This window comes from Cupriavidus pauculus, assembly GCF_008801835.1.
Taxonomy (GTDB): Bacteria; Pseudomonadota; Gammaproteobacteria; order Burkholderiales; family Burkholderiaceae; genus Cupriavidus; species Cupriavidus pauculus.
Genome location: NZ_VZOW01000011.1, coordinates 69719 through 90959, shown reverse-complemented (window position 1 = coordinate 90959; position 21241 = coordinate 69719). Strand labels below are relative to the sequence as shown.

Sequence of the window (21241 nt, the reverse complement as noted above, 5' to 3'; positions counted from 1 at the left end):
CCAGCGCCAGCGGCGCCAGAGGTGCGAGCGCGGCGCAGAGGCGGCGCAGCCGGCTGGTGCGGGGCGATCGGGACGTCGCCGGGCGGACAGGCGGGCCAAGCGCTGGGCGAAGGGCTTGGCTTGAAGCTTGGCGAAGGGCGGGGCGGCTGGCGGGTGGTGGCATGGCGAGGTACGTTGTTTTGCATCCGTTTCAGGATTCTTGATGGCATGATGCGTACACCCACCTGAATGAGGCCTGAGCAATCCGTTCAGCCGCGGTTCAGGTTGCCGTGCGCACAATGCTGCCGATGACTTTTCCGCTCCTTCCTTTTACTGCCCGGACTACTGCCCGGACGCGCGGCGCGCTGCGCGCGCTGGTCCTGCTGGCGGCGTTGTGCGCAGTCGGCGCCGCTGGCGTGTCGCATGCCGACACCGATGCCGACCGCGCCCGCGCCGCGCTGCGTTCCGGCGAAATCCTGCCGCTTTCGCGCATTCTCGATGCCGTTTCGCGCCAGTACGCCGGTGATGTCATCGACGTCAAGCTTGATCGCGACGACGGCATCTGGACTTACGAGGTCAAGCTGCTGCTGCCCACCAGCACCATCGCCAAGCTCGAATACGACGCGCGCGACGGCCGGCTGATCAAGGCCAAGGGCCACGACCTCGAACGCGCGCGCAAGCCCTGACGCCCATGCGGATCCTGCTAGTCGAGGACGAAGCCACGCTAGCGCAGCAGCTTGCCGTTGCGCTGCGCCAGGCGGGCTATGCGGTCGATCACGCGGCCGATGGCGTAGAGGCCGCACATCTGGGCGCCGAACATCCCTATGACACTGTCGTGCTCGACCTTGGCCTGCCGCGCCTGGACGGGCTGAGCGTGCTCAAGCGCTGGCGGCAGGCCGGCAACGACGTGCCGGTGCTGATCCTGACCGCGCGCGACGGCTGGGTCGAAAAGGTCGAGGGCATCGACGCCGGGGCCGACGATTACCTGACCAAGCCGTTCCGCACCGAGGAACTGCTGGCCCGCATCCGCGCGCTGATCCGGCGCTCGGCCGGCCGCACCTCGCCCACGCTGTCATGTGGCCCGGTGCTGCTGGCGCCCGGCACGGGACAGGTCAGCGTGCACGGCGCGCCCATCACGCTCACCGCGCATGAATTCAAGGTGCTCGATTACCTGATGCATCACCAGGGCGCGATCATTAGCAAGACCACCCTGACCGAGCACATCTACGCGCAGGATTTCGACCGCGACAGCAATACGATCGAAGTGTTCGTCGGCCGTTTGCGCAGGAAGCTCGGCGTCGATGTCATCGAAACCGTGCGCGGCCTCGGCTATCGCATGCGGCCGCCCGCCGAACCGGCCGCGCCCGCATGAAGCGCACGTCGATTGCCCGCCGCCTGCTGCTGATCGCCACGCTGTGGAGTGTCGGTACGTTATGCACGACCGGCTGGCTGCTCGAAACACTGTTCGCGCGCCATGTCGACCGCACCTATGTCGCCGAGCTGGACCGCGAGCTGAACAGCATTGCCGCCGCGCTCGAATGGCGCAACGACGGCCAGCTCGAACTGACGCGCCAGCCAGCCGATCCGCGCTTCGATCTCCCGTATTCGGGCGCGTACTGGCAGGCGTCGTCGGGCGCCCAGACGCTGCGCTCGCGATCGTTGTGGGATGTCGACATTCCGGTGGCCATCGAGCGCCGTGTGCCGGAGGGCGGCGCGGACATTCGCATCGGCCCCAAGGCGCAATCGCTGCTGGTGAAGACGCGCCGCCTGCAACTGGCCGGCGCGGACGCTTTCGTCGATATCGCCGTGGCTTTAGACCGCACCGAGCTGCGGCAGGCCAAGCGTTCGTTCCGTCATTTGCTGTGGCTGTCGCTTGCCGTGCTGGGCGTGGGCATTCTCGGCGCGGTGTGGGCGCAGATTCGTTTCGGACTGTCGCCGCTGGGCCGCCTGCGCACCGCCGTGGCCGGTTTTCATGCCGGCCGTGCGGCGACGCTGTCTGGCGCGTGGCCGGTGGAGGTGCAGCCGCTGGTCGACGAGATCAACGCGCTGCTGCAGCGCAATCAGGAAGCGATCGACAGGTCGCGCCGGCAGGCGGCCGATCTGGCGCATGCGGTCAAGACGCCGCTGGCGATTCTGGCCAACAGCGCGCAGTCGTTGCCGGCCCCCGCAGCCCACGGCGTAATGCAGCAGGTCGATGCGATGCGCCGGCAGGTGGATCGGCATCTGGCGCGTGCACGCGCGGCGGGCGCGGGTGGAGCGGGGCGCGGCAGTGTGCCGGTGCGGCCCGTGGTGGACGAACTGGTGCGCGCGCTTAAACGTCTGCACGCTGCGCATCCGATCGACGTCCGCATCGACGGCGACGCCCATTTCGCGGGAGATCGCCAGGATCTTGTCGAAATGCTCGGCAATTTGCTCGACAACGCGTGGCAATGGGCGCGCGGCGCGATTGGCGTGACACTGGCGGAACGCGACGGGCAGATTGAAATCCGCATCGAAGACGACGGGCCGGGCATGCCGGCGGCCGTCATGGCGCAAGCGGTGCAGCCGTTCGCGCGTCTCGACGAAGCGGCGCAGGGCAGCGGCCTGGGCCTGGCCATCGTGCGCGATGTCAGCGCGCTGTATGGCGGCGCGCTCGATCTCGCGCAGTCGCCGATGGGCGGGCTAATGGTCAACCTGCGCTTTCCGGCCGCATCCCGATAGCTGGCACGCGGGCGATGCACTGACCCATGGCGGCGCGCGGAGTGGCAAGCGTTCCGCGTTCAACGTCCTACCGCCCGCATCATCGCTATACGTACTTGCCGGTGAGTCCGCCGTCGACTACCAGTTCCGTGCCGGTGACATAGGCCGCCGCATCGGAGGCCAGAAACGCGCACGCATGCGCTACGTCCCACGCCGTGCCCATGCGTTGCAGCGGCACTTGCCGGCTGCGCGCGGCGCGCGCTTCATCGAGGCTGTCCGGGGAAAATTGCTTGGCCACGGTATGCGCAATGCGCGGCGTATCGATCAGGCCGGGCACCACGCAATTGGCGCGGATGCCTTGCGCCGCGTACTGCTGCGCGATCATCCGCGTGAAGTGGATCACCGCTGCCTTGGTCACACAGTAGGACAGATGGGGGTATCCGAGATAGCGCAGCCCGGCCACCGACGAGATCGTGACGATCGCACCGCGTCCACGCTCGCACATCGCCGGCAGCACCTGGCGTGACGTGAGCAGCAGGCTGCGCACGTTGACGTCATGCGCGGCGTCGAAGTCCTTGATGTCGGTGTCAAGCGGGCCGCCTGTCTTGCCGATGCCGACGTTGTGGTGCAGCACGTCGATGTCGCCGAAATGCTCGCGCGCCTGGGCGAACATGCGCTCGACATCGGCTTCGATCGCCACGTCGCCGACGAACGTTTGCGCGATACCGTTCTCGGCGCGTATCAGTGCGGTGGTCTGCGCGGCAGACGCCTCGTCGCGGTCGGCCACGCAGACGCGTGCGCCCAGCCGCGCATAGGTGACGCTCGCCGCGCGCCCGATGCTCCAGCCCGGCCCAGCCGATCCGCCGCCCGCCACAAACACGGTGCGGCCCGCCAGGCTCAATGGCAGCGCATTCACGATGCGTCCCCGTGCGGCGCGTGGCCGCCGCCACCCTGGCCCACATACGGAATCGCGTCTTCGACCACATCCCAGATATAGCGTCCCGACGGGCTTTGCTGCTCCTCGACGATGTGTGCGACCAGGCCGGCCGCGCGCGAAATCACGGCAAATCCGCGCATAACCGCGGTTGGCACGCCGATTTCGCCGAGCAGCGCGGCCACCGCACCGGTGGCATTGATCGTGATGGCGCGGCCAGCCACCTCGTCGACAGCGGCCGACAAGCGCTTCAGCGCGCCGATATGCGCGCCCGCCAATTCGGCCTCCGCTTCGCCCAGTTCCAGCAGCTTGTAGGCGCGTGGATCGACCGGCTTGTGCAGATGGTGGCCGAAGCCGGGCACTGCGCTTTTTCGTTCCTTGAAGTGACGTGCGATGGCCAGCGCCTCGGCGTCGGGGTCCGGCGCGGCCAGGATGCGGTCCAGCAGCGTCGAGCAGTTTTCCATCGTGCCGACGAACGAACTGCCCACCGCCAGCAGACCCGCCGACACCGCGCCCTGCAGGTTTTCCGGCGCGCTCATGTAGATCAGCCGCGTGGCAATGGCGCTCGGCGTCAGGCCGTGTTCCATCAGCACGATCAGCACTACATCGGTGATGCGCATGTCCACGGCGCGCGGCGTGCGGCCCAGGATCTGCATCAGCATCACCTCGGTAAACGTCTTCTTGCCCATCAGCTCCTGCACGAGGTCGGCGTCGCGATAGTGCAGGCTGGTCAGCGTATGCGTGCAGAGCCGGGTCACCGGCTTGTGGGTTTGGCTCATGAGGGTTCTCCCGACTTCAGTGCGGCCAGCGCGTGGTCACGCACGGTGTTTTTGAGTACTTTGCCGACCGTGGATCGCGGCAGGCTGTGGTGGAAATGAATCTGCTTGGGGGTTTGTACCGGGCCAAGCCTTTCGCGCACGAACGCGATCAGTTCGGCGGCACTGGCCTGGCTGCCCTCGAGCAGTTGCACGGCGGCGTGGACCGCTTCGCCCCACTTGTCGTCGGGCACGCCAAACACCGCGCATTCGTGCACCGCGGGATGCTGGCCCAGTGCGTTCTCGACGTCGATCGGATAGACGTTGAAGCCCCCGGTGATGACCACTTCGCGCAGGCGATCCTTCAGGTAAAGGTAGCCGCGCGCGTCGATCAGGCCCCGATCGCCGGTGTGCAGCCATCCATCGACGATGGTGGTCGCGGTCAGGTCAGGGCGCTGCCAGTAACCGGTCATGACCAGGTCTCCGCGCGCCACCACTTCGCCGACTTCGCCGGCCGGCAGGCGCCGTCCATCGGGCGCCATGATCGCGACTTCGCTAAACCAGGTGGTGCGACCCACCGAGGCGAGATTGCGCTCGTCCTCGAAATCCTCGGGTGCAATTACCGTCAGCAACTGCGGCGCTTCGGTCTGGCCGTAAGTGGTGGCCACCACGGGACCGAAGAAGGCGCGCGCCTGGCGGATCTTTTCCGGCGGCATCGGCGCGCCGCCGTAGATCAGCCGGCGCAGCGCGGGGTAGTCCGCGCGCGATGTGCCGGGCAGCGCCATCAGCATGTAGATCAGCGTCGGCGGCATGAAGCACACCGTACCGGCGCGATCGCGGAAGGTAGCGCGCACGGCCTCGGCGCCGGACCCTTCCATGATCACGTGACAGCCGCCTTGCGCGAGGATCGGCATCACGTAGGTGGACGTGCCGTGCGTGATCGGCGCGGCCATCACGTAGCGATCGGCCGCCGTGAAGCCCCATGCGTGGATCTGGTTGACGATGTTCGCCATCCACGCGCGATAGGGTTGCATCACCCCTTTTGGCGCGCCGGTAGTGCCGCCGGTGAACTTGATGGCCTGTGTGTCGTCGCGGCCCAGATCGAGCGCGGGGCGCGCCGCCTCGGGGTGTGCAGCAATGGCTGCCGCCAGCGAATCGGCGCGCGTGGCTGGCGCATCCGTATACAGCCACGCACCTGTGGCGCCTTCGAGCAACGGCGCGCAGCCGGAGTCGAGCACCACGATGCTCGGTTCGGTGGCATCGACGATGCGGCGCAATTCGGGCTGCGTGCTCTTCGGATTGAGCGGCACCCAGATCTTGCCGCTGGCCAGCACCGCCAGCAGCGCGACGATATGCTGCGCCGAATTGCCAGCGCAGATGCCGACGCGGCTCTGCGGCGCAGGGTCCAGCGCCAGAAAGTGCGCGGCCAGCGACGCTACCTGCGACGCCAGATCGCGATAGCGCAGTCTGCCGTCGGGCGCATCGATGGCAATGTTGTCGGGCCAGCGATCGGCGGCCCGCCAGAACAGATCGATCGGAAACATGAGACTCCTCGTTCGACGCCGGAGCGACGTTGAATGGACTTAGTTGACGCGCGCGCCCGACTGCTTCACCACGTCGTGCCAGCGCTTGAGTTCGGCAGCGATGAAAGCGCGCAACTGCTCGGGCGTGCCGGGTTCGGGCGTGGCCGCCAGATCGCGCATGCGCTCGCGCACGTCAGGCGCATTGAGCGCCTTGTTCAGCGCGGCATTGAGCTTGTCGACCACCGGCCGCGGCGTGCCCGCCGGCGCGGCAATGGCAAACCACGACTGCACGTCGAAGCCGGGAAATCCCGACTCGGCCACGGTCGGCACGTCGGGCAGCAACGGCATGCGCTGAGCGCTGGTCACGGCAATCGCACGCAGGCGGCCCGCCTTGATATGCGGCAGCGCCGATGGCGCGTTGTCGAACATCGATTGCACCTGGCCGCCCAGCAGATCGGTCACGGCGGGCGCGCTGCCCTTGTACGGCACGTGCAGCATGTTGGCGCTGCTGCGGCTGCGGAAGATCTCGCCGGACAGATGGATCGAAGAGCCGCTGCCCGACGATGCGAACGTCACGCCATTCCCAGATTCCTTGGCAAAGCGCACGTAATCGGCCACGGTCTTGACCGGCAGCTTGGGGTTGACCACCAGCACGTTGGGAATCCGCGCGATCATGCCGACCGGTTCGAAATCTTTGGCGGGGTCGTAGCCCAGCTTGTCGTACAGCGTGGCGTTGATGGTGTTGGCGATGGTGTAGACGTAGAGCGTATAGCCGTCCGGCACGGCCTTGGCGACGACTTCCGCGCCGACGTTGCTGTTGGCGCCCGCGCGGTTTTCCACCACCATCGGCTGCCCGAGCCCTTCGCCCATCCTGACGGCCACCAGCCGCGCCAGTACATCCGTGGCGCCGCCGGCCGCATAGCCCACCACGAGCCTCACCGGGCGCGAGGGATATGCGTCGGCGGCCAAAGCGGGCCGCATGCCGGCCGCCAGCACGCTGGCAACCACCAGCGGAAGCGCCAGGGGCAGGGCAAGGGGGCCGACGATGGCACGGCTGAGCAGGCGCCGGCGCGCCGCATTCCATATGTTCATGATGGTTGTCTCCTGTTTTTGACGTGGCCGGATGCGTCCCGTCTTGTGGTCCTCCGCGCGGCAGTTTGCCGCCGTAGATCGTGCCGCTGCGGATCTGCGGCATACTGCGGACTGCGTTTCCGGCCTGAAAAATTCTTCCTCATGAGCGCTCGTGCTGCGAATCGAAACGTCCGCCTGGCGGACGATTCAAAACCCACCGCCGAAGACGGCACGCGCGCATTGCGGCGCGGACTGGACTTGCTCGACGCGATCCTGGCGGCTGGCCGCGATGGTCTGCGTGTCGTGGATCTATGCCGTGTGGCCGGTCTGGAGCGCCCGACCGTGTATCGGCTGCTGACCACGCTGATCGATTGCGGCTACGTGGCACGGCGCGGGCGGTTCCACTACACGGTGGGCGGCCGGCTCGCGGCATTGCCGCAGCGCGGTGAATCGACCGCACTGGCCGAACGGCTCAAGCCCGTGCTGGCGCGCGTGAGCCACGCATGCGGCGACGCGGCCTTCGGCGTGGTGCGCGATGGCGCGTTGTCGCGCTGCATCGCCCGCCAGGTGGGCACGCATCCGGTGCAGGTGCTGGTGATCCAGGTCGGCACGCGGCAGCCGCTCGGCGTAGGCGCCGCTGGGCTTGCGTTGCTGGCCGCGCTGCCAGATCCCACCGTGGCGGAAGTCATCGCCGCCAATGCCGATGTGCTGGGCCAGTACGGCGGCATGACGCCGGACCGCATGCGCATCCTGATCCGCGCCACGCGGGAACGCGGCTATTCGGTGATCGGCAACCATGCCACGCGCGGCGCGCTGGCCGTTGGCATGGCCGTGCACGATCGCGATGGCGAACCGGTGGCCGGCATCAGTGTGGCCACCACGCTGGCGCGCATGCCGCGCGAACGCCAGCAATTGCTGGCGCGGGTGATGCGCGAGGCAGTGCAGACGCTGCTGCCCAAAGGACTCTAGACGCTAGTCGGCCCGTGCAGCGCTGGTGCAGCAATCGCAAATCGCCGGATCTGACGTGACCAAATCCCTGAAGAGACATTCTCAAAACTCTTAATTCGGATTCGCATTGCAACGCGCTACTCTGCGCGCATGCCGGCTGGCCGGCGCTGCGGGGAGTCGTAGGGTGACCGAATTGGCCGATATCGTCACACCGTTGCCGCCATCCTGGTGGCCGCAAACGACTGCCTGGCTGGTGCTGGGCCTGTGCCTGCTGGCCATCCTGTGCGGCGTCGGCTGGCGTGCCTGGCGACGTTGGCGCGCCAATCGCTATCGCCGTCTGGCGCAGGCCGAACTGGCCCGCCTGCGCGCGGCCATGCAGGCGGACGCCGCGTCGCGCGCCGCCGCGTTGCTGTCGATGGCCGCGCTGCTCAAGCGCACCGTGCTGGCGGTCTGGCCGCGCGAAGCGGTGGCGGGCCTGTCGGGCCCGGCGTGGCGCGCGTTTCTCCTCGCGCACGCGGGAAGCGCCGCCGATGCGGTGCCGCCGTTGGCCACGCTGATCGAAGCCGAGTATCGCTGCGCACCTGCCGATGCGGCGGCGCTGGCGGGCTGGTCCGCGCAACAGGCCGACGCCGCGATGCAAGCCTGCCGGCGCTGGATCGCCGGGCACCGTATCGTTGTTCCGGACGCAGGCCGCGCATGATCGCCTTTGCCTATCCCTGGCTATTCGTGCTCCTGCCGTTTCCGCTGGCGGTCTGGCGCTGGCTGCCAACGTATCGCGAAACCAGCGCATCGGTACGCCTGCCGTTCTTTGGCGAAGTGGCCGATGCGGCGGGCCTGAAGCCGGCGGCCGGCGCGCATGTGCCGCATCGCAACATCGTGCAGCATCTTTTGGCACCGTTGGCCTGGACGCTGGTGGTGGTGGCGCTGGCGCGCCCGCAATTCCTCGAGCCGCCGATCTACAAGAACGAGCCCGTGCGCGACCTGTTGCTGGCGCTCGATCTGTCGCAATCGATGGATACGCGCGACTTCAAGGATCCGGCCGGCGTGCTCGAAGCGCGCGTGCAGGCGGTGCGACAGGTCGTCGGCGATTTCGTGGCGCATCGGCCCGGCGATCGCATCGGATTGATCGTGTTTGGCGACGCGCCGTATCCACTGGCGCCGTTCACGCTGGACCACGCGCTGGTGCGCACGCTGATCGCTGACATGGTGCCGGGCATGGCCGGCGCCAGCACGTCGCTGGGCGATGCCATCGGGCTGGGCATCAAGCTGTTCGACAACAGCCATGCGCAGGAGAAGGTGCTGATCGTGCTGACCGACGGCAACGATACCGCCAGCCGCATGCCGCCCGCACAGGCCGCGGAAATCGCGCGATCGCGCGGCGTGGTGGTTCATACCGTCGGCATTGGCGACCCGTCCGCTACCGGCGAGCAGAAGGTCGATCTGGGCATGCTGCAGCGCATCGCCAGCACCACGCAAGGACGCTATTTCTTCGGCGCGGACCAGGCCGCGCTGTCATCGATCTATGCAACGCTCGACCGCGTGACGCCGCACCGCGAGAAGACCCTGAGCTGGCGCCCGCGCCGCGAACTGTTCATGTGGCCGCTGGGTGCGGCCGTGCTGTTGTTGCTGGCGTATCAGTTTGCGATGGCCGGCTATGCGCGCTGGAGCGCAGCGTCGTCGCTGCCCGCGCCGCGCCGGGATCCCGCGCCATGAGTCATTTGTTCGATGCCATCGCCCAGTTTCACTTCTTGCGGCCGTGGTGGCTGCTGGTGCTGATTGCCGCGGCATGGCTGCCTTGGGCCGTGCAGCGGCATGGCGATGTGCGGCGGCGCTGGCGCGGCACGATTGCGCCCCATCTGCTCGACGCGCTGGTGGTCGGCGAGCGCCGCCATCGCGCGGTGCGCCCCGTGCATTTGACCGCGCTGGCGCTGGCGCTCGCGGCGGTGGCGCTGGCCGGGCCGACATGGGAGCGCGAACGGCCGCCGTTTCTTGCCGACAAGGCGCCGCTGGCGATTGCGGTGGATTTGTCGCCGACCATGAACGCGATCGACGTCACGCCCACGCGGCTCGAGCGCGCCAAGCTCAAGATCAAGGCATTGCTGGCGCAGCGCGAGGGCGGCAAGACCGCGCTGTATGCCTATGCGGGCTCGGTGCACATGGTGTTGCCGCTGACCGACGACGCGGCGTTGCTGCAAACCTTTGTCGACGCGCTGCAGACGCGCATCATGCCGGTGCCGGGCAAGGACACCGCGCTGGCCGTGCAACGCATCGCCGAAGCGCTCGACCGCGAGCCCGTGCCGGGCACCATCCTGCTGATGACCGATGGCGTGGAGACCAGCGCGATCCAGGCGCTGCGCGGCAAACGCCAACGAACGCAGCTGGTGGTGCTAGCCATCGGCACGGCGAAAGGCGGACCGCTGCAGGGCGGCGATGGTTCGGCGCCAGGACTCGACGTCGCCGCGTTGCATGGCTTGCGCGACGCCGGCGTGCCCGTCGCCGAGATCACCGCGGCCAGCGACGACGACATCTCCTGGGTGCAGCGCCACGTGCAGTCGCACGTCGAAGCGGCGAGCTCGCCCGATACGCTGCGCTGGCACGATGCCGGCTGGCCGCTGACGATTCCGATCGCATTTCTGGCAGTGCTGTGGTTCCGCAAGGGCTGGACCATCCGCTGGGTGGCGGGCGTGGCGCTGGCGCTGTGTGTCGGCTGGGCGCCGGTCGAGACGCGCGCGCAAGCCGCGTCCGCCGATGCGCCTTCAGGTGCCGCCGCGCCTGCGCGGCAGTTCCGCGATCTGTGGCTGACGCGCGACCAGCAGGGGCGGCGCGCCTTTGAAAACGGCGACTACGCCGGTGCCGCCGCATTGTTCCAGGATCCGATGTGGCGCGGCGTGGCGCTCTATCGCGCGGGACAGTTCGCGCAGGCGGCGCGGACCTTCGAGGCCATCGATTCGCCCGACGCGCAGTTCAATCTGGGCAACGCACTGGCGCAGCAGCAAAAGTACAAGGAGGCCGTGGCGCGCTACCAGCGCGTATTGCAGCTGCGTCCCGGCTGGCAGCCGGCAATGCGCAACCTTGCCGCCGTGCAGCAGCGACTGAAGCAGCAGGAGGCGCAGAAGAAGAACCAGCAAGGCGAGGAAGAGCCGCCGGATCTCAAGCCGGACCAGATCGAATACGACGCCAGCAAGCCGCCTGCGCCGCCCGGCGACGACAAGCCGCGCATGGGGCTGGTGCAACAGAACGCCGAGATGTGGATGCGCGCGATACAGACCTCCCCTACCGATATGCTGGCGCGCAAGTTTGCGCTGCAACAGGGTAAGCCATGACGATGCGCTCGATTCTGCCGCTGGCGCTGTGTATGAGCACCTGCGCCGCACAGGCAGTGCAGGCCGCAGCGCCCGCAAGCGCACCGCAAGCCGCGGCGCCCGCAAGCGCGCCCCAAGCCGCGGCGCCCGCGATTCGCGTCCACGTGGCAGGCCAACAGCCTGTGGTGGCGGGCCAGGCGGTGCAGGTACAGGTGACGATCCTCGCGCCGAATTTCTTTCTGTCGGCACCGGTATTTCCGACGCTGCAGGTGCCCGGCGCGGTGATCACGATGCCCGACGAGCGCGGCGCCAATGCCACCGAAACTATTGGCGGCGTCAGCTACGCCGGTATCACCAAGACCTATGTGCTGACGCCGCAAACGGGTGGCGAGTTTGCGCTGCCGACGCCGACGATTCGCTTCACCTATGCCGGCGACGACGGCAAGCCGCGCGAGGGCAGCGTGGTGCTGCCGGCAACAACCGTGCGCGCGGCGGGGCAGACCGCTGCGGCGTCAGCGCCTGCCGCGGCAAGATCGACCTTGCCGGCGGTCCGCCTGTTCGTCCAGCAGCAGTTCGACCGGCCGGTCACCGGCAAGGATGCGACGCTGCATGCGGGCGATGCCGTGGTGCGTACCGTCACGATCTTTGCGCCGGGGGCGCAGGCCATGATGATCGAGCCGCCGCCCGTCTCGGCGCCGCGCGGCGTGCGGGTGTTCCGGGCCGAGCCGGTGCTTTCGGACGCGGCATCTGGCACAGGCGATGCGCCGGCCGGCAGCACAGGCGGGCGGCGCGTGGAAAACATCACTTACGTGTTTGAACGCAGCGGTCGTTACACGCTTCCGGCGATCTCGGTGCCCTGGTACGACGCGTCCACCGGCAGCCAACTGCATGCCGATGCGCCCGCCGTGACCGTGGAGGTGGGCCGCGCTGCATCGGGGCTCGGGCTTGCGCCGGCGGGCGGCGCGCCGCTGCGCTGGCCGGACTGGATCGACGGGCGCTTGGCGCTTGGCTGCCTTGGCGTCCTTGCGGTGCTGGCGCTGGCCGCATGGGCCTGGACGCGGCGCACAGGAAGGGTGGGGCGGCCGTTGCGCCCAGCCCGCCGCAGCCGTCCGCACGATGGGTCCTGGCTGCCGCCGCTGAATCCCTGAAAGCCGCACCGTATTTGATCAAGGCTAAACCACTAACATCAAATACCCAAAAGATTGCATTCCGTTTAACGCTGATCACTACCAATACTCTAGCGGACTGTCAGGCACATCAGGCAAGGAGCGTGGATGGGACAAGCGCGGCAACGCAGGACGGAAGCCTTGGCAACGCCCACACGGCCACGCCGCGCCTGGCTGGCCGCGTGGGTGCTCGGCATGGCTGCCGCAGGCGCGGGCGGCACGTGGTGGTACGCAACCCATGGCGGCGACGCGAGCCCCGGCGCCGCCGAAATCAAGCCCGGTGATGGCGTCAACGCGCCGCTGGGCATGGTCCACGTACCGGGCGGCGATTTCCTGATGGGCAGCGACCACAAGCTTGCGCAGGCCAATGAACGGCCCGCGCACAAGGTGCATGTGAATGGTTTCTGGATGGATCAGCACCACGTGACCAATGCCCAGTTCCGCAAGTTCGTGGCGGCCACCGGCTACGTCACCACCGCCGAGCGCGCGCCCGACTGGGAAACCATGAAGGTCCAACTGCCGCCGGGCACGCCGCGTCCACCAGACAGCGCGATGGTGGCCGGCGCGATGGTGTTCGTCGGCACCAACAGCCCCGTGCCGCTGCGCGAATACTGGCGTTGGTGGCGCTTTGTTCCCGGTGCGGACTGGAAGCATCCGAACGGCCCCGGCAGCTCGATCGACGGCAAGGACAACCATCCAGTGGTGCAGGTCTCGTACGAAGACGCCGAGGCTTACGCCAAGTGGGCCGGCAAACGCCTGCCCACCGAGGCGGAATGGGAGTTCGCGGCGCGCGGCGGCCTGGAACAGGCCACCTACACCTGGGGCGACAAGTTTGCCCCGGACGGCCGCCAGATGGCCAACGTGTGGCAGGGTCAGCAGGTGCAGCCGTTCCCCGTGGTCAGCGCCAAGGCTGGCGGCGCGGTGAGCACCAGCCCGGTCGGCACGTTTCCGGTCAACGGCTACGGGCTTGCCGATATGACGGGCAACGCGTGGCAGTGGGTGGCCGACTGGTATCGCGCCGACCAGTTTCGCCGTGAGGCCGTCTCCACGGCGGTGCTGCAAAACCCGGCGGGACCGCGCGATTCATGGGACCCGAGCGAACCGGGCGTCCCGGTGACGGCGCCCAAGCGCGTCACGCGGGGCGGCTCGTTCCTGTGCAACGAGGATTTCTGCCTGAGCTACCGCCCGAGCGCACGGCGTGGCACCGATCCCTATACCAGCATGTCGCACCTGGGCTTCCGCCTGGTGATGGACGACGCCCGCTGGGCCGACATGCGCAGGCAGGCCCCGCTGGCGATGCAAGCCGCTGGCGCGCGGCAGATCGAAAAATAAAACCATCAATAAAACCATTCCGATCCAGTCAGGAGGCGTACGCATGCCAGTTGCCGTGGCAGGAGGCTTGAAACGTTTTCACCGGGCGATCTCCGCCGCGGTATTGGCCGCGGCGGTGCTTGCCGCGCTGGGCGGGTGCGCCGCACCGAACGCCACGGCGCCAACGGCCGCGTCGACATCGACAGCATCGACCGGCAACGCGACCGCCGCCTTGTCTTCGTGGCGGGACGGCCCGTCGCGCCAGACTATCTTGAAGTTTGTCGATGCCGTGACGCGCGAGGGCTCTCCCGATTTCGTGCCGCCGGCCGAGCGCATTGCCGTGTTCGACAACGACGGCACGCTGTGGAGCGAACAGCCGCTGTACTTCCAGTTCTTCTTCCTGCTCGATCAGGTCCGCCAGGCCGCGCCGAAACATCCGGAATGGAACAACAATCCCGCATTCAAGGCGCTGATGGCCAACGACATGAATGCGCTGATGCGCGAGGAAAAACACCTGCTCCCGTTGATTGCGGCCGGCAACAGCGGCATGACGGTGGACGAATACGACCGCACGATTCGCGCGTGGCTGGAAAGCGCGCGTCACCCGAAATTCAATCGCCCCTATACCGAGCTGGTCTACCAGCCCCAGCTGGAACTGCTCAAGTACCTGCGCGCCAACGGATTCAAGACCTACATCGTGTCCGGCGGCACCATCGAGTTCATGCGGCCGTGGGCCGAGCGCGTCTACGGCATTCCGCCCGAGCAGGTGATCGGCTCCACGCAGACCGTCACCTATGAGCTACGCAATGGCCAGCCGGCGCTGGTGCGCGGCCCCAAGCTCGAATTCATCGACGATGGCCCCGGCAAGCCCGTGGGGATCTATCGCCAGATCGGCAGGCGCCCGATTCTGGCCGTCGGCAACTCCGACGGCGACCTGCAGATGCTGCAGTACACGGTGGCCGGCCCCGGCCAGCGGCTGGCAGTGCTGGTGCATCACGACGACGCCGAGCGCGAATTCGCCTACGACCGCCAGTCCAGGATCGGCAAGCTCGATCGCGCGCTCGATGAAGCGCTGGCGCGTGGCTGGACCGTGATCAGCATGAAGCAGGACTGGTTGCAGATCTATCCGTTCGCAAAACCTTGAGTGCACGACACTCTTCTCAACGGGAGGACAACATGACCGCCGTAAAGCGAACGCCCTCGACATTCGGGACGCGTATGACCAGGCTGGCTGCGACCACGGCGATCATTGCGATCGTGGCCGTGGCCGGCTGCAAGAAGGCTGACGAAAACAAGCCGGCGCAGACACCCGCCGCCCAGGCACCCGTCGCGCCGCCGCCCGTGGCCAGCGCCCCGCCGGTGACGCCCGCACCAGTGGCGTCTGCACCCGTGGCGTCCGCCCCCGATGCCAGCGCGGGCGCGTCGCCGGTTGCCGCGGCGCCGGCGCAGGGCGCGCCTGGCGGCAAGCCAAACATCCTGGTGATCTTCGGCGATGACGTCGGGCTGGGCAATGTCAGCGCGTTCAGCAATGGCGTGGTCGGTTACCGCACGCCGAATATCGACCGGATTGCCCGCGAGGGCATGATGATGACCGATTACTACGCCGAAAACAGCTGCACGGCGGGACGTTCCACCTTCATCACCGGGCAGTCGGTATTCCGCACGGGCCTGTCGAAGGTGGGCCTGCCGGGCGCACCGGTTGGCCTGCAGGATCGCGATGTCACGATCGCGCAGGCGCTGAAGCCGCTGGGCTACGCCACCGCGCAGTTCGGCAAGAACCACCTGGGCGATCAGGATCGCTTCCTGCCGACCAAGCACGGCTTCGACGAATTCTTCGGCAACCTCTATCACCTGAACGCCGAGGAAGAGCCCGAGCGGCCGTACTGGCCGAAGGACAACCCCGACTTCCTCAAGTTCTATAACCCGCGCGGCGTGATTCACAGCACCGCCGACGGCAAGATCGAGGACACCGGTCCGCTCAATCGCAAGCGCATGGAAACGATCGACGACGAAACCACGGGCGCCGCGATCAACTACATCCAGAAGCAGGCGCAGGGCAAGCAGCCGTTCTTCGTGTGGATGAACTTCACGCGCATGCACCTGTTCACGCACGTGCGTCCCGAATATCGCGGCAAGGCGGGGCTGGGCCTGGGCCATGAATATGCGGACGGCATGTGGGAAATGGACCAGAACGTTGGCAAGCTGCTGAAGGCGCTGGACGATGCCGGTATCACCAACAACACGCTGGTGGTCTTCACGACCGACAACGGCCCCAACTTCTTCACGTGGCCGGATGCAGCCAACACGCCGTTCCGCAGCGAGAAGGATTCGAATTGGGAAGGCGCCTTCCGTGTGCCCGCGATGGTGCGATGGCCGGGCAAAATCCAGCCGGGGACGGTAACCAACGGACTGATGTCGGGGCTCGACTGGTTCCCGACGCTGCTGGCGGCCGCGGGCGATGGCGATATCAAGGACCGGCTGCTCAAGGGCACGTCGCTGGGCGGCAAATCGGCCAAGCTGCATCTGGATGGCTACAACCAGCTGCCGCTGCTGACCGGGCAGACACAGCAGAGCGCACGCAACGAGTTCTACTACTTCAACGACGATGCGGAACTGGTGGCGATGCGCTATGACGTGCTGACACAGGGCGCCACGACACCGACCGCGTGGAAGATCGTGTTCTGCGAACAGCGACAGAATGGATCGTTCATGGTCTGGAAGGAACCGTTCACCTGTCTGCGCGCGCCGAAATACTTCAACCTGCGCATGGACCCGTATGAGCGCGCCGATACCGGGCCGACTAACCGCTACTTCGATCTTGAAACGCAGAACCCGTATCTGTTCATCGAAGGCAACCGCCGGGCGATCAACTTCCTGCAGACCTTCGTCGACTACCCGCCAAGCCAGTTGCCGGCCAGCTTCACGATCGACCAGGCCAGCGAAAAGATCAAGAAGCAGGTGGCAGACCAGATGCAGCGCGTGCAATCGCAAACGCAACAGAAGAAGTGACGTCGGCCAACCGCAAGCTGGGATCGGACGTGACAGACCACCGTGCCCGGCGCGTCCGTCCCGCGGCGGACCTGACGGCTAGCACAAGCCGCGGCCTCTGGCAGGCCGCGGTGTTGTTGTGCGCATCGGGCGCGGCCGGGCTGGTCTATCAGGTGCTGTGGATCAAGCAGTTGTCGCTGGTGGTCGGTGTCGATGTGCATGCGGTGTCGATCGGTGTCAGCGCTTTCTTCGCCGGCTTGGCCTTCGGCGGCTGGATGGTGGGGCGCCTTGCCGATCGCGTGTCGTCAGCGTGGCGTCTCTACCTTTGGCTCGAATGCGCCATCGCGGCGCTGGCGATCGGCGCGACGCTGGCCTTGGCGCATAGCGCCGCACCGTTTGCATGGCTGGAAGCGCGCGCCGGTGTGGCCGCATGGATCCTGCCGATCCTGCTGGTGGGCGTGCCCGCGATGGAGATGGGCGGCACGTTGCCCGCGTTGATGCGCGCGATTCGCACCGATGGCGTGCAACTGGGAAAACACGGCGGTCAACTTTACGCGGCCAACACGGCAGGCGCCATCGCCGGCACGCTGGCCGCTGCTTTCGTACTGATTCCGTGGCTAGGCGTGACGGGCAGCGCCCTGGCGGCTGCCGCACTGAACGGTCTGGCCGCGCTTGGCGCTTGGCGCTTCGGCCGTCATGCCCCCGTCAACGTCGCCGCTGCGACAGCAGCCGCATCATCGCTCGCGCGGCCTGCTACGCAACGGACGCTCGCGCTGTCGCTCTACGCGCTGGCCGGCGGCATCGCGCTTGGCTACGAGGTGGTGTGGTCGCAGGCGATCGTGCAGTTTCTGAGCACGCGCGCTTTTGCGTTCGCTGTGGTGTTGGCCACCTATCTGGCGGGCCTGATGATCGGCAGCCTGTGCGTGGCCCGGCGTGTCGATAGCGCACGCGATCCCTGGGCGATGTTCGCGTGGCTCGTAGCCGGTGCGGGCTGTGTGGCGCTGATCGAATTCGCGTGGCTCGGAGAATGGCTGCCCGCCGCGCAGGCGCTGGTGTCGCAACGGGTGCTTGGCGCCACGGGCAGCCTGCTGGTCGCTACGTGCACCAGTTTTGCCGTGGCGGCGCTCTGCATCGTGCTGGTGCCGACGATATTACTGGGCGCGGCGTTCCCGTATGTCGTGAGGCTGTCGGTCGACGCCGCGCGCGTGGGTTCGGGAGTCGGCGCGGTGATCGCGTTGAACACGCTCGGCGGCATTGCGGGGTCGGTCGTGGCGGGATTCGTGCTCGTGCCGTCGATTGGTGTGGTGCACACGCTTGGCGTGCTGGCAGCGGCCAGCGGGCTGGTGGCGTTGCTGGCCATCGCGTTTGGCGATGGCGTGCGGCGTCGCGCGCGCTTTGCCATTCCATTGCTGGTGGTCGTCACGGTGATCGTCGCGGTGGCCACGCCCGCGGATCGTCTTGCCGCGTTGCTGGCCAAGACGCGCGGCGGATCGCTGGTGTTCTACGAGGAAAGCCGTGGTGCCACGGTGGCCGTGGTGCAGCAGGGCAAGGCGTCGCAACCGTTCCGGCGGTTGTATATCCAGGGCGTTTCGAATTCGGGCGACACCATGACGTCGCTGCGCTATATGCGGTTGCAGGCGCTGCTGCCGATGATCGTGCATGACGCGACGCCGCGCTCGGCGCTGGTGATCGGGCTCGGCACCGGCATTACGGCCGGCGCGCTGCTGCAGTATCCGGGCATGGAGCAGCGGGTGGTGGCCGAGCTGTTGCCGGCCGTGGTGCGCGCCGCGCCGAGCTTCCAGGGCAACTATGACGTCAGCCGCGACGCGCGCGTCGATATCCGGTTGCGCGACGGCCGGCGCGAGCTGCTGCAGAGCGCGCAGCGCTACGACCTGATCACGCTTGAGCCGCCGCCGCCGTCGGCCAGCGGCGTTGTCAATCTCTACTCGCGCGAGTTCTATCAACTGGCGGCGGCGCGGCTGCGGCAGCACGGCATCGTGGCCCAATGGCTGCCGTTGCCGACGCAGAATCGTGACGACACGCGCTCGCTGGTGCGCAGTTTTCTCGACGTGTTTCCGCATGCCTCGCTCTGGACCACCGAGCTGCATGAAATGCTGCTGGTCGGCTCGATGCAGCCGCTGACGCTCGACGCGCCACGCATTGCATCGAGATTTGCCGACGCGAAGGTATCGGCGGCGCTGCAGGCGGTAGGCATTGCCTCGCCTGCCGCCTTGCTGGCCACGTACGTCACAGACCGCGCCGGGCTGGACTGGTTTGCCGGCGATGCCGCCGCCGTTACCGACGATCGCCCGCGCATCGAGTACACGGGCTGGGTGCGCCGACAGGAATTTCCGCAGGTATTGCAGGAACTGCTCGACATGTCGTCGGACCCGCCGTTGTCCGGCGCTGATGACGCGCTATATCGGCAGATACGCGCCGAGCGCGCCACGCTGTACAGGTTCTACGCGGCGGGGCTCGACGCCTATCGCGGCGACCGCGAGCAATGGCTGCGCGACATCACCGCCGTGATGCAGGCCGCGCCAGACAATCCTTATTACAACTGGTTTACCGGGGGCCGACCGGCTCATTGACTAGGAGGCACGCCATGAGCGCGCGCGACGACATCCTGGCGCTGCAGGCGCGTATGGGCGAGTCGATCGTCGGGCAGGAACGGATGATCGAGCGGCTATTGCTCGGGCTGCTGGCGAACGGCCATCTGCTGGTGGAGGGGCTGCCCGGCCTGGCAAAGACGCGCGCCATCAAGAGCCTGGCGCGGCATCTGGATGCGCGCCTGTCGCGCGTGCAGTTCACGCCGGACCTTTTGCCTGCCGATATCACCGGCTCCGACATCTACGTGACGGACAACGGCAAGGGCGAATTCCGCTTTCAGCCGGGGCCGCTGTTTGCCAACCTGGTGCTGGCCGACGAAGTGAACCGATCGCCAGCCAAGGTGCAGGCCGCGCTGCTCGAAGCGATGGAAGAACGCCAGATCACGGTAGGCGGCAACACGCACCGGCTTGAGCCGCTGTTTCTGGTTATGGCCACGCAGAATCCAATCGAGCAGGAAGGCACCTATCCGTTGCCAGAAGCGCAGATGGATCGCTTCCTGATGCATGTCAGCGTCGGATATCCGCAAGGCGACGCAGAAGCGCAGATCATCCGCCTGGCACGGCAGGAAGAAGCGTCCGCGTCGGCCTCGGCCGATGCATCGGGCGAACCGGGCAGGCTGTCGCCGGCGGCGATCTTCGCCGCGCGCGACGCGATTCACGGCATCGCGGTCAGCGCGCCGGTCGAGCGCTATATCGTCACGCTGGTCCAGGCCACGCGCGATGCGGGCCGCTTCGACGACGACCTGAAACGGTGGATCGAGGTGGGCGTCAGTCCGCGTGGTTCGATCGGGCTGGACAAGGTGGCGCGCGCGCTTGCGTGGCTGCGCGGCCGCGATCATGTCACGCCGGACGACGTGCAGGCCGTGGTGCACGACGTATTCCGGCATCGCCTGATCCTGTCTTACGAGGCGCACGCCGCGGCGGTTTCCGCCGATGCCGTGATTGACCGGCTGTTGCAGCGCGTGGCGGTGGCCTGACGGCCGCGCGTCGATCCCATGGCAAAGGACGCCGCCGCCCGCACACGCGCGCCGCTGGGCAGCGCCGCGCCGGCCTCTCAGGCCACGCCGGGCGTCAACGTTGACATGGCCGCGCTGGCGGCGCTGGAAGCCAGCGTGCGCGATTTCCACTTCCGCGCGCGCCAGCCGGTGCATAGCCTGCTGTCCGGGCGGCATGGATCGCGTGTGCATGGTCGGGGCCTGGCGTTCGAGGAACTGCGGCTATATCTGCCTGGCGACGATGTGCGCACCATGGACTGGCGTGTCACCGCGCGCACCGGCAAGCCTCACGTACGGATCTATGCCGAGGAGAAGGAACGTCCCGTCCTGCTGGTGGTGGATCAGCGCATGAACATGTTCTTCGGCAGCCGTCGTGCGATGAAATCGGTGACGGCGGCCGAAGCCGCGGCGCTGGCGGCATGGCGCGTGCTGTCCGACGGCGACCGCGTCGGCGGCGTGGTGTTTGGCGATGCGGCGCAGACCAGCGTGGCGCCGCAGCGCAGCCGCCACGGCGTGCTGCATCTGCTCGGTGAACTGGTCCGCTATAACCAGCAATTGCGGGCCGACGCGCCGGCACAGCGCGGCGCGGTGCAACTGAACACGGCGCTCCAACATGCGTTGCGTGTGGCGCATCACGACCACCTGGTCATCGTGATTAGCGATTTCGATGGTAGCGACGCACAGACGCGGCGTCTGATGCTGGCGCTGCGCCAGCGCAACGACGTGCTGTCGGTGCTGGTCTACGACCCGTTCCTGCTGGAATTGCCCGCGTCCGGCCATCTCGTCGTCAGCGATGGCGAATTGCAGGTCGAGCTTGGGTTCGGGCAGGAAGCACTGCGACGCAATATCCGCGGCTTTGCCGACGCTCACAGCGCCGCATTAATGGACTGGCACAAGGGCATCGGCGTGCCGCTGCTACCGCTGTCGGCCGCCGAAGATACCGCGGCGCAATTGCGTCGACTGCTGGGGCGCACCGCGTAG

At 67.4% G+C, this 21241-nt stretch carries 18 protein-coding genes; 14 read left to right on the top strand and 4 right to left on the bottom strand.

All coding sequences use genetic code 11. From position 1 onward, the window contains the following. Positions 1–287: 287 nt before the first annotated feature. From F7R19_RS13940 to F7R19_RS13930, 3 genes are read left to right on the top strand one after another with little or no spacing between them, the layout of a single operon-like run. Complete coding sequence (locus F7R19_RS13940; protein WP_150981010.1) at positions 288–665, top strand: PepSY domain-containing protein; 378 nt, start codon at positions 288–290, stop codon at positions 663–665. Positions 666–670: 5 nt separating this feature from the next. Then, entirely contained in the window at positions 671–1351 is a 681-nt protein-coding gene (locus tag F7R19_RS13935) for a response regulator transcription factor (protein WP_150981009.1), read from the top strand. After that, positions 1348–2679, top strand: a complete 1332-nt coding sequence (locus F7R19_RS13930; protein WP_150981008.1) for a sensor histidine kinase — start codon at positions 1348–1350, stop codon at positions 2677–2679. The genes F7R19_RS13935 and F7R19_RS13930 overlap by 4 nt, the downstream gene beginning before the upstream one ends. Before the next feature lie 85 nt (positions 2680–2764). Here F7R19_RS13930 and F7R19_RS13925 read toward each other — a convergent pair whose 3' ends face one another. Genes F7R19_RS13925 through F7R19_RS13910 form a run of 4 tightly spaced genes read right to left on the bottom strand, consistent with a single transcriptional unit; the run spans position 2765 to position 6962 of the window. Next, positions 2765–3574, bottom strand: a complete 810-nt coding sequence (locus F7R19_RS13925) for an SDR family NAD(P)-dependent oxidoreductase (RefSeq protein ID WP_061959810.1) — start codon at positions 3572–3574, stop codon at positions 2765–2767. Beyond that, positions 3571–4371 carry a citryl-CoA lyase gene (locus F7R19_RS13920; protein ID WP_150981007.1) on the bottom strand — a complete coding sequence of 267 codons (801 nt, stop codon included), beginning with the start codon at positions 4369–4371 and terminating at the stop codon, positions 3571–3573. Before F7R19_RS13920 ends, F7R19_RS13925 begins: the two co-directional genes overlap by 4 nt. Further along, a complete protein-coding gene (locus tag F7R19_RS13915) occupies positions 4368–5891 on the bottom strand; it encodes a class I adenylate-forming enzyme family protein (protein WP_150981006.1) in 1524 nt (507 codons plus the stop codon). The genes F7R19_RS13920 and F7R19_RS13915 overlap by 4 nt, the downstream gene beginning before the upstream one ends. Before the next feature lie 39 nt (positions 5892–5930). Continuing rightward, a complete protein-coding gene (locus F7R19_RS13910; protein ID WP_150981005.1) occupies positions 5931–6962 on the bottom strand; it encodes a tripartite tricarboxylate transporter substrate binding protein in 1032 nt (343 codons plus the stop codon). Positions 6963–7103: 141 nt separating this feature from the next. Between F7R19_RS13910 and F7R19_RS13905 the strand changes: the two genes are divergently transcribed. The 11 genes from F7R19_RS13905 to F7R19_RS13855 all read left to right on the top strand — a co-directional run bounded on the left by F7R19_RS13905 (position 7104) and on the right by F7R19_RS13855 (position 21241). Then, positions 7104–7910, top strand: coding sequence for an IclR family transcriptional regulator (locus F7R19_RS13905; RefSeq protein WP_150981004.1), 807 nt, complete (start codon positions 7104–7106; stop codon positions 7908–7910). 163 nt (positions 7911–8073) lie between these two features. Beyond that, positions 8074–8589: a DUF4381 domain-containing protein gene (locus F7R19_RS13900; protein ID WP_150981003.1), complete on the top strand. Its 516-nt coding sequence runs from the start codon at positions 8074–8076 to the stop codon at positions 8587–8589. Further along, positions 8586–9602: a vWA domain-containing protein gene (locus F7R19_RS13895; RefSeq protein ID WP_150981002.1), complete on the top strand. Its 1017-nt coding sequence runs from the start codon at positions 8586–8588 to the stop codon at positions 9600–9602. Before F7R19_RS13900 ends, F7R19_RS13895 begins: the two co-directional genes overlap by 4 nt. Continuing rightward, positions 9599–11212 (top strand): VWA domain-containing protein, encoded by a 1614-nt coding sequence (locus tag F7R19_RS13890; RefSeq protein ID WP_150981001.1) that lies wholly within the window; start codon positions 9599–9601, stop codon positions 11210–11212. Before F7R19_RS13895 ends, F7R19_RS13890 begins: the two co-directional genes overlap by 4 nt. After that, entirely contained in the window at positions 11209–12339 is a 1131-nt protein-coding gene (locus F7R19_RS13885) for a BatD family protein (protein WP_223506117.1), read from the top strand. The genes F7R19_RS13890 and F7R19_RS13885 overlap by 4 nt, the downstream gene beginning before the upstream one ends. A gap of 213 nt (positions 12340–12552) precedes the next feature. Beyond that, a complete protein-coding gene (locus tag F7R19_RS13880; protein ID WP_223506371.1) occupies positions 12553–13689 on the top strand; it encodes a formylglycine-generating enzyme family protein in 1137 nt (378 codons plus the stop codon). Positions 13690–13732: 43 nt separating this feature from the next. Continuing rightward, on the top strand, positions 13733–14812 hold the full coding sequence (locus F7R19_RS13875; protein WP_150980999.1) for an HAD family hydrolase: 1080 nt from the start codon (positions 13733–13735) through the stop codon (positions 14810–14812). Positions 14813–14886: 74 nt separating this feature from the next. Further along, a complete protein-coding gene (locus tag F7R19_RS13870; RefSeq protein ID WP_150980998.1) occupies positions 14887–16677 on the top strand; it encodes an arylsulfatase in 1791 nt (596 codons plus the stop codon). Next, positions 16674–19247 (top strand): fused MFS/spermidine synthase, encoded by a 2574-nt coding sequence (locus tag F7R19_RS13865; protein WP_211922732.1) that lies wholly within the window; start codon positions 16674–16676, stop codon positions 19245–19247. Before F7R19_RS13870 ends, F7R19_RS13865 begins: the two co-directional genes overlap by 4 nt. Before the next feature lie 14 nt (positions 19248–19261). Continuing rightward, the gene (locus F7R19_RS13860; protein ID WP_150980997.1) at positions 19262–20242 is read left to right on the top strand and encodes an AAA family ATPase; all 981 of its coding nucleotides are present in this window, start codon (positions 19262–19264) and stop codon (positions 20240–20242) included. A gap of 18 nt (positions 20243–20260) precedes the next feature. Continuing rightward, on the top strand, positions 20261–21241 hold the full coding sequence (locus tag F7R19_RS13855; protein WP_150980996.1) for a DUF58 domain-containing protein: 981 nt from the start codon (positions 20261–20263) through the stop codon (positions 21239–21241).